10 protein-coding genes are annotated in these 6,608 nt (G+C 72.8%); 3 read left to right on the top strand and 7 right to left on the bottom strand.

All coding sequences use genetic code 11. The features are described from left to right. Positions 1-91: 91 nt before the first annotated feature. The 3 genes from ACIGAN_RS08735 to ACIGAN_RS08725 are packed head-to-tail and all read right to left on the bottom strand — an operon-like array spanning position 92 to position 1,223. Positions 92-502 (bottom strand): PRC-barrel domain-containing protein, encoded by a 411-nt coding sequence (locus ACIGAN_RS08735; protein WP_365094286.1) that lies wholly within the window; start codon positions 500-502, stop codon positions 92-94. 2 nt (positions 503-504) lie between these two features. Then, positions 505-1,086 (bottom strand): PRC-barrel domain-containing protein, encoded by a 582-nt coding sequence (locus ACIGAN_RS08730; RefSeq protein ID WP_365741812.1) that lies wholly within the window; start codon positions 1,084-1,086, stop codon positions 505-507. Beyond that, complete coding sequence (locus ACIGAN_RS08725; RefSeq protein WP_365094093.1) at positions 1,083-1,223, bottom strand: hypothetical protein; 141 nt, start codon at positions 1,221-1,223, stop codon at positions 1,083-1,085. Before ACIGAN_RS08725 ends, ACIGAN_RS08730 begins: the two co-directional genes overlap by 4 nt. A gap of 187 nt (positions 1,224-1,410) precedes the next feature. Between ACIGAN_RS08725 and ACIGAN_RS08720 the strand changes: the two genes are divergently transcribed. After that, the gene (locus ACIGAN_RS08720; protein ID WP_399856194.1) at positions 1,411-1,866 is read left to right on the top strand and encodes an ATP-binding protein; all 456 of its coding nucleotides are present in this window, start codon (positions 1,411-1,413) and stop codon (positions 1,864-1,866) included. Positions 1,867-2,143: 277 nt separating this feature from the next. On the opposite strand, the gene ACIGAN_RS08715 is transcribed toward ACIGAN_RS08720, so the two are convergent. Further along, positions 2,144-3,031 carry an RNA polymerase sigma factor SigF gene (locus ACIGAN_RS08715; protein WP_311678957.1) on the bottom strand — a complete coding sequence of 296 codons (888 nt, stop codon included), beginning with the start codon at positions 3,029-3,031 and terminating at the stop codon, positions 2,144-2,146. Positions 3,032-3,177: 146 nt separating this feature from the next. On the opposite strand from ACIGAN_RS08715, the gene ACIGAN_RS08710 reads away from it, so the two are divergent. Beyond that, positions 3,178-3,603: a helix-turn-helix domain-containing protein gene (locus ACIGAN_RS08710; protein WP_365094099.1), complete on the top strand. Its 426-nt coding sequence runs from the start codon at positions 3,178-3,180 to the stop codon at positions 3,601-3,603. 21 nt (positions 3,604-3,624) lie between these two features. On the opposite strand, the gene ACIGAN_RS08705 is transcribed toward ACIGAN_RS08710, so the two are convergent. Together ACIGAN_RS08705 and ACIGAN_RS08700 are read right to left on the bottom strand one after the other, a co-directional pair. Further along, positions 3,625-4,227, bottom strand: a complete 603-nt coding sequence (locus ACIGAN_RS08705) for a ClpP family protease (RefSeq protein WP_399856191.1) — start codon at positions 4,225-4,227, stop codon at positions 3,625-3,627. Continuing rightward, the gene (locus tag ACIGAN_RS08700; RefSeq protein WP_365741806.1) at positions 4,227-4,868 is read right to left on the bottom strand and encodes an ATP-dependent Clp protease proteolytic subunit; all 642 of its coding nucleotides are present in this window, start codon (positions 4,866-4,868) and stop codon (positions 4,227-4,229) included. The genes ACIGAN_RS08705 and ACIGAN_RS08700 overlap by 1 nt, the downstream gene beginning before the upstream one ends. Positions 4,869-5,186: 318 nt before the next feature. Here ACIGAN_RS08700 and ACIGAN_RS08695 point away from each other — a divergent pair, with 318 nt between their 5' ends. Next, positions 5,187-5,669 (top strand): VOC family protein, encoded by a 483-nt coding sequence (locus ACIGAN_RS08695; RefSeq protein WP_399856189.1) that lies wholly within the window; start codon positions 5,187-5,189, stop codon positions 5,667-5,669. A gap of 42 nt (positions 5,670-5,711) precedes the next feature. Here the strand turns inward: ACIGAN_RS08695 and ACIGAN_RS08690 are convergent, their stop codons facing one another. Further along, positions 5,712-6,602, bottom strand: a complete 891-nt coding sequence (locus tag ACIGAN_RS08690) for an aminoglycoside phosphotransferase family protein (RefSeq protein ID WP_399856187.1) — start codon at positions 6,600-6,602, stop codon at positions 5,712-5,714. Positions 6,603-6,608 lie beyond the last annotated feature (6 nt).

Genomic DNA, 6,608 nt, shown 5'->3' with positions numbered 1-6,608 from the left:
GTCAACACCCGGCAACAGCGGCGCTATCCGCTCCCACGCCGCATCCGTCAGCTCACCACGACCCACCACAAGATCAATTATCAGACACGGCCTAGCCGGCGCGGACCACCAGGGCGTGTTCGCCGAGCCCGAGCAGCCGGTCGGCCGGCAGGTCGCCGTGGGCGGTGAGGACGGCTTCGAGCCGGCCGGTGCCCGGTTCGAACGCGACGTCCTGGACCGTGCCGAGCTGGTCGCCCGTCTCGGCGAGGATCCGCAGGCCCGGCAGCTCGTGGTGGGGCGGCACCTCGGCCGGGGCCGCGGCCGAGCGCACCAGCACGGCGTCCGGGCCGAGCGCGTGCAGGGCACCCCAGGGCAGCACGGTCTCCTTGCGGTGCGGGCCCCGCACCCGGACGTGGGTGACCACTCCGGACGCGGCGTCCACCGTCAGCGCCCGCACCGCGCCGAGCTCCTCCGCGTCGTCCAGCGTCAGCACCGGCAGCCCCAGTGCCTCGGAGAACAGCATCGTCACGGCGTCCCTTCGCGTTCGTCCTGGAAGGCGCCGACCCGGGCGGTGAACTCCGCCAGGTCGTCGGCGACGTAGCGGACCGCGTCCGCGGGGATGACCAGCGCGCGGCCGGAGACGGCGAGCGTCTCGCCGCGCGGCACGTACACCCGGTGTCGGCGGCGTCTGGAGCCGCGCACCAGCGACTTGGCGGCGGCGATGCGGAAACCCACCACCCGGCCGCTGGTGCCGCCCTCGACGACCACGTCCAGCACCGTGCCGACCTCGGTGCCCTCGTCGGTCAGCACCTTGGCGTGCAGCACCCGGCCCTGCTGGGCCTCGCGGCGCGCCACCACGACGGAGGTGTCCTGCAGGGCGAGCGCGTCACGGACCATGACCGCGTCCCGGCCCAGCGCATGCACCGCCGACCACGGCAGGCTCTGCTTGAGCGGGCCGCTCAGCAGCCCGCGGCCGCTGAGCGTGAAGCCGGTGACGCGCCCGGCCGCCGCGTCGAAGACGGTGTCCTTGATCTGCGCGACGGCGTCCCCGCCCAGGGTGACCACCGGCAGGGTCGTCAGGCTCCGCGCCGCCATCAGCTCGTTCATCGCAGCCCCTTCCCGCCGGGCCTGCGCCGGACCGCGATCACCGTCCCGGAGCGCCGCCCGGCCTGCACGGCGAGCGCCCCCACCGCGACGGCGCCGAGCGCCGCGACCACTATGACCAGCCATACCCACCAGGCCACCGCGCACCTCCGGTGATCCGCCCGGCCGCCGTCGGCCGGCCCCGACGCCCTACCGGGTGCCCCGCGCGCGGGGGACAATGCTTCACCCACCGCACGGCACCGAGACTGCCAGGACTGCGCGGCCCGGCTCGGGGTACGAGCACTGGTGCAGAGCGTCCGGCCAGTCCGGCATCCCAGAGAGAAAAGTATGATCGACCACGTGGACGGGGCAGTGATACCGACTGGTTTCGACGTGCCCGTGGAACCGCTGAGGCGGGCGGCACACTACTCCGGCGAGCAGGGATGCATCGCCGAGGCGCGGGCGTTCGCCGCGCTCTTCCTCGAGCAGCTGAGGACCGAGTGGTGCGCGCGCGTCGACGAGCGGAATGACGGCGCCGTGCTGCTCGTGGTGAGCGAGCTGGTCACCAACGCCGACCGGCACAGCAACGGGCCGTACATCCTGGAGCTGACGGGCACGGACACGACGGTGACCGTGTCGGTCTACGACAGCAGCTCCGCTCTGCCCCGTATCTTCCCCCGCGACCCCGAGCGCATCGGCCGGCACGGCCTGGAGATCGTCCACGCGCTGGCGCGGCAGGTCAGCGTGGAGCGGGTGCCGGTGGGCAAGCGGGTGCGCGCCGTGCTGCCGCTGACCGCCGAATGAGCCGCCCCGAACCGCAGACCGCACGAGAGCCGGAACCCGTGGCCGCCTGGGAGCGCCCTGCCGCGGCCGGCCCGCACGATAAATGAAGCGGACGCCGTCCCTGCTGCTGCGGCGCGCTCCTGACCCGGCCCGCAGGACAGAAAAGGCGGATGCGGTCCCTGTCTCTGCGCCGCTCCCGCGGCCCGCACACCTCGCTTGCGACCCGGCCCTCACATGAAGAAGCGGGTGCCGTCCCACTCCCGCGTGTGGGACGGCACCCGCTGGTCCGTCGTCGGCGTCAGGCGCAGCCCAGCTCGCCGAGCATGCCCTGCCGCAGCCGGGTGATGATCCGCTTGATCAGACGGGAGACGTGCATCTGGGAGCAGCCGAGCCGCTCGCCGATCTCCGCCTGGGTGGCCTCCTCCACGAACCGCATGTGGATGATCTGCCGGTCCCGCTCGCTGAGCTCCGCCATCAGCGGGGCGAGCGAGTGGAAGTCCTCGACCAGCCGCAGCCCGTCCTCCTCCACACCGATGAAGTCGGCAAGGACGGCCTCGCCGCCCTCCGGCCCGTCACCCGTGAGCGCGGCGTCCAGCGACGACGAGTTGTAGCCGTTGGAGGCGATCTGGCCCTCCACGACCTCCTTCTCGGAGATGTTCATCAGCGTGGCCAGCTCCGCGACCGTGGGCTCGCGGTCCAGCCGGCTGGCGAGCTCCTCGCGCGCCTTGGCGAGCTCCACGCGCAGCTCCTGCAGCCGCCGCGGCACGTGCACCGCCCAGGTGGTGTCCCGGAAGAACCGCTTGATCTCGCCGACGATGTAGGGCAGCGCGAAGGAGGTGAACTCGACCTCGCGCGACAGCTCGAACCGGTCGATCGCCTTGATCAGGCCGATCATGCCGGTCTGGACGATGTCCTCCATGTCGTCGCCGCGGCCCCGGAAACGGCCCGCCGCGAACCGCACGAGCGACATGTTCATCTCGATCAGGGTGTTGCGCGCGTACTGGTACTCGTGGGTGCCTTCTTCGAGCTCCGTCAGGCGCTGGAAGAACTGGCGGGACAGCTCGCGGGCGTCCCGCGGAGCGACGGACCGCGGGTCCACGACACCGGGCAGCGCTCCGTCACCCGTGCTGGCCTCGGCGTTCTCTTCGACAACCTGTGCCTTCGACCGGATCACGGCGGTCTCCATTACCTCTCCCGACACTCACGGCGGACATCTGCATAGGTACTCCCGGGTTGCGGGTACCCGGGATGTCGCGCACCATGCCCACCGAATTCACCGAGGGCGAAACGCCGGGTACTTCCCCTCTCGGCGGAGGTTCCTAGGCTGGAGCGGTGACCGATCACGTGCCGAACGAAGCCCGCGTCATCCCTCTGCGCCCGCACGGCGCCCGGCCCCGGGTGACCCGGCCCCCGGCCCCGCCGCACCAGGGTCCCACGGCTCCCGCCGCGAAGGAGCCCCTCTGGCGTGACCTGGTCGGGGACGTCCTGCGCCGGGAGCGCCTCGCGCAGGAGCGCACGCTCAAGGACGTCGCCGACGCGGCGCGGATCTCCATGCCGTACCTGTCGGAGGTGGAGCGGGGCCGCAAGGAGGCCTCCTCGGAGGTCCTCGCGGCCGCCGCCCACGCCCTCGGACTGGGCCTCGGCGACCTGCTGCACCGGGCCCAGGGCGAGCTGACCCGGCTCACCTCGCATCACGCGGCCGGCGGCCGCCGGGGTACGTCCCCGTCGTCGCACGACGGGCTCTGCCTGGCCGCCTGAGCCGGGTGTCCGGCCGGCGCCTCAGACCAGGTGCGGGCGCCGGCTGAGCACCTCGTCGGCCAGGCCGTAGGCCACCGCCTCCTGGGCGGTGAAGACCTTGTCGCGGTCCATGTCGGCGCGCAGGGTCGCCACGTCGTGGTGGGTGTGGCGCGCCAGCACCTCCTCTACCTGGGAGCGGATCCGCACCATCTCCTTGGCCTGCAGGGCCAGGTCGGAGACCATGCCGCGCTGCCCACCGGTGGCCGGCTGCCCGAGCAGCACGCGCGCGTGCTCCAGGACGAAACGCCGTCCCGGGTCGCCGCCGGCGAGCAGCACGGCGGCGGTGGAGGCCGCCTGCCCGACGCAGCACGTCGAGATCGGCGCCCGCACGAACGACATGGTGTCGTAGATCGCCATGAGCGAGGTGAACGAGCCGCCGGGGGAGTTGATGTAGACGGCGATCTCGGTCTCCGGCGCCGTCGACTCCAGGTGCAGCAGCTGCGCGATGACGACGTTGGCGACGCCGTCGTCGATCTCCGTGCCGAGGAAGACGATCCGCTCGTTGAGCAGCCGGCTGAAGACGTCGAAGGACCGTTCGCCCTGCGGGGTCCGCTCGATGACGCTCGGAATCGTGTAGCTCCCCATCACCGCAGCCCCATCCTGGGCCGGGCCGCCGCCGGGACGACGTCCGCGAGGGACTCCACCACCCGGTCCACCATGCCGTACTCCCTGGCCTCCTCGGCCGTGAACCAGCGGTCCCGGTCGCCGTCGCGGGAGATGGTCTCCGGGCTCTGGCCGGTGTGCTCGGCGGTGATCCGCTCGATGGTCCGCTTGGTGAACTCCAGGTTCTGCGCCTGGATCTCGATGTCGGCGGTGGTGCCGCCGATGCCCGCGGACGGCTGGTGCATCATGATCCGCGCGTTCGGCAGGGCGTAGCGCTTGCCGGGCGCGCCGACGCTGAGTAGGAACTGGCCCATGCTGGCCGCGAAGCCCATGGCCACGGTCGACACGTCGTTGGGGACGAGCCGCATCGTGTCGTAGATGGCGAGGCCCGCGTGCACCGCTCCGCCGGGGCTGTTGATGTACAGGCTGATGTCGGTGCGCGGGTCCTCCGCCGACAGGATCAGCAACTGGGCGCAGACCCGGTTGGCGGAGACCTCGTCGACCTGGGTGCCCAGCAGCACGATGCGCTGGGCCAGCAGCTGGGCCGCCAGCTGGTCGTCGAAGCGGGTCGGAGGGGTGTCGCCCTCCTCCGCCCGCGGGGCGAGTGTCGTGAGTGGGGTCATCGGTTTCTCCTCGGGGTGGCGGACCTGACGTGCCGTCGGCTCCACTGTCGACCTCGGACGACGCCCGCGGCCGCTTTCTCTGCCGTCGGCAGATCCGCTGCCGGCAGAGCGGCGGCCGCAGCGCTTCTCGCGCACCTGCCGGAAGAACGCCCGCACACCGCCGACCGGCGGGTCGCGTTCCTCCATCGCCGCGAAGGGCCGGAGCGGGGCCGGAGCAGGGCGGGAGCAGGGCCTGAGGAATGTGCCGCGAGGCCGATGAGTTCCGGGCCGCCGGGCGGTCGAAAGGGGTGACAGCGAAACACGCTCCGGGAGGACCCCATGGCGACCGACGGCTTCACCACGTGTCTCTGGTTCGACGGCCAGGCCGAAGAGGCGGCGCACCACTACGTCTCGATCTTCAAGAACTCCAGCATCGGCAGGGTGGCCCGCTACCCCGAGGGCGCGATGCAGCCCGCCGGCAGCGTGATGACGGTCGAGTTCACGGCCAACGGCCACCGGTTCCTCGGGCTCAACGGCGGCCCCCAGTTCCGGTTCAACGAGGCGGTCTCCTTCATGATCTTCTGCGAGGACCAGGAGGAGATCGACTACTACTGGGCCAAGCTCACCGAGAACGGCGGCGAGCCGGGCCCCTGCGGCTGGCTCAAGGACAAGTACGGCGTGTCCTGGCAGGTCGTCCCGGACCGGCTCGACGAGATGGTCACCGACCCCGACCCGGAGAAGGCGGCCCGCGTCACCGCGGCGTTCATGGCCATGAGCAAGTTCGACATCGCCGCCCTGGAGAGGGCCTACGCCGGCGAGTGACGGACCCTCCGCGAGCGGGGGCGGGCCGCGCCCGCCGCGCCCCTACGCGGTCTCGGCCAGGATCTCGGCGATCACGTGCCGGGAGTTCTCCGCGACCGGCGGGTTGGTGTACCGGTAGTACGGCAGCGCGACGACCGCGATGGACAGGGCCCAGCCCCTGCCGCGCGCCCACTCGGCCTCCCCGGCGCCGACGGCCTCGCGGAAGAGCCCGCGGACCCCGGCGGGCAGCACGCACCACGCGCTGATCAGGTCGACGGCGGGGTCACCCACGCCCACCGTCCCGAAGTCGATCACCGCGCTCAGCCGCCCGCCCGTGACCAGCAGGTTCCCGGCCATCAGGTCGCCGTGCGCCCACACCGGCGGCCCGGAGTGCTCCGGCGCGCCGAGGGCCTGCTCCCACCGGCGGGCCACCGCCGCGGTGTCGACCTGCCCGGCCAGGTGCGCGAGGGCTTCCCGCACGGAGCGGTCCCGGGCCGCCAGGGGCACTCCGCGGTGGCCGGCCGGACCGTCCGACGCGTCGACCCGGCGCAGCGCCCTGACGTACGAGACCAGGTCCCGCGCGAGCGCCTCGGGAGCGTCGAGCGCCCCGGGCACCGGGTTGCGGCCGTCCAGCCAGCGGTACACCGACCAGGGCCACGGGAAGGCGGGGCCGGGCTCGCCCCGCCCCAGGGGTTCGGGCGCGGCGGCGGGCAGCGCCGGGCCGAGCCGGGGCAGCCAGCGCAGTTCGTGCTCGATGGCCCCGACGGCGCGCGGATGCCGGGGCAGCCGTACGACCTTGTCCGCGCCGAGCCGGAACATGGCGTTCTCGGTCCCGGAGGACTCCAGCCGCCGCAGGGGCAGTCCCGCCCACCGCGGGAACCGTTCGGCGACCAGCCGGCCGACGAGCCGGGCGTCGAGGTCGACCTCGTCCGCATGCATCCGTGCCGTGTTCATGGCGCC

It is taken from the genome of Streptomyces sp. NPDC085931 (assembly GCF_044540565.1).
Classification (GTDB): domain Bacteria; phylum Actinomycetota; class Actinomycetes; order Streptomycetales; family Streptomycetaceae; genus Streptomyces.
Note: the sequence above shows the minus strand (reverse complement) of the source record. Positions and strands in the feature narration are given on the sequence as shown.

Bases quoted from the DNA above. Each gene is read 5' to 3' on its own strand.
- ACIGAN_RS08730 (WP_365741812.1), bottom strand. From the start codon at position 1,086: ATGAACGAGCTGATGGCGGCGCGGAGCCTGACGACCCTGCCGGTGGTC.
- ACIGAN_RS08700 (WP_365741806.1), bottom strand. From the start codon at position 4,868: ATGACCCCACTCACGACACTCGCCCCGCGGGCGGAGGAGGGCGACACC.
- ACIGAN_RS08715 (WP_311678957.1), bottom strand. From the start codon at position 3,031: ATGGAGACCGCCGTGATCCGGTCGAAGGCACAGGTTGTCGAAGAGAAC.
- ACIGAN_RS08720 (WP_399856194.1), top strand. From the start codon at position 1,411: ATGATCGACCACGTGGACGGGGCAGTGATACCGACTGGTTTCGACGTG.
- ACIGAN_RS08690 (WP_399856187.1), bottom strand. From the start codon at position 6,602: ATGAACACGGCACGGATGCATGCGGACGAGGTCGACCTCGACGCCCGG.
- ACIGAN_RS08705 (WP_399856191.1), bottom strand. From the start codon at position 4,227: ATGGGGAGCTACACGATTCCGAGCGTCATCGAGCGGACCCCGCAGGGC.
- ACIGAN_RS08735 (WP_365094286.1), bottom strand. From the start codon at position 502: ATGCTGTTCTCCGAGGCACTGGGGCTGCCGGTGCTGACGCTGGACGAC.
- ACIGAN_RS08695 (WP_399856189.1), top strand. From the start codon at position 5,187: ATGGCGACCGACGGCTTCACCACGTGTCTCTGGTTCGACGGCCAGGCC.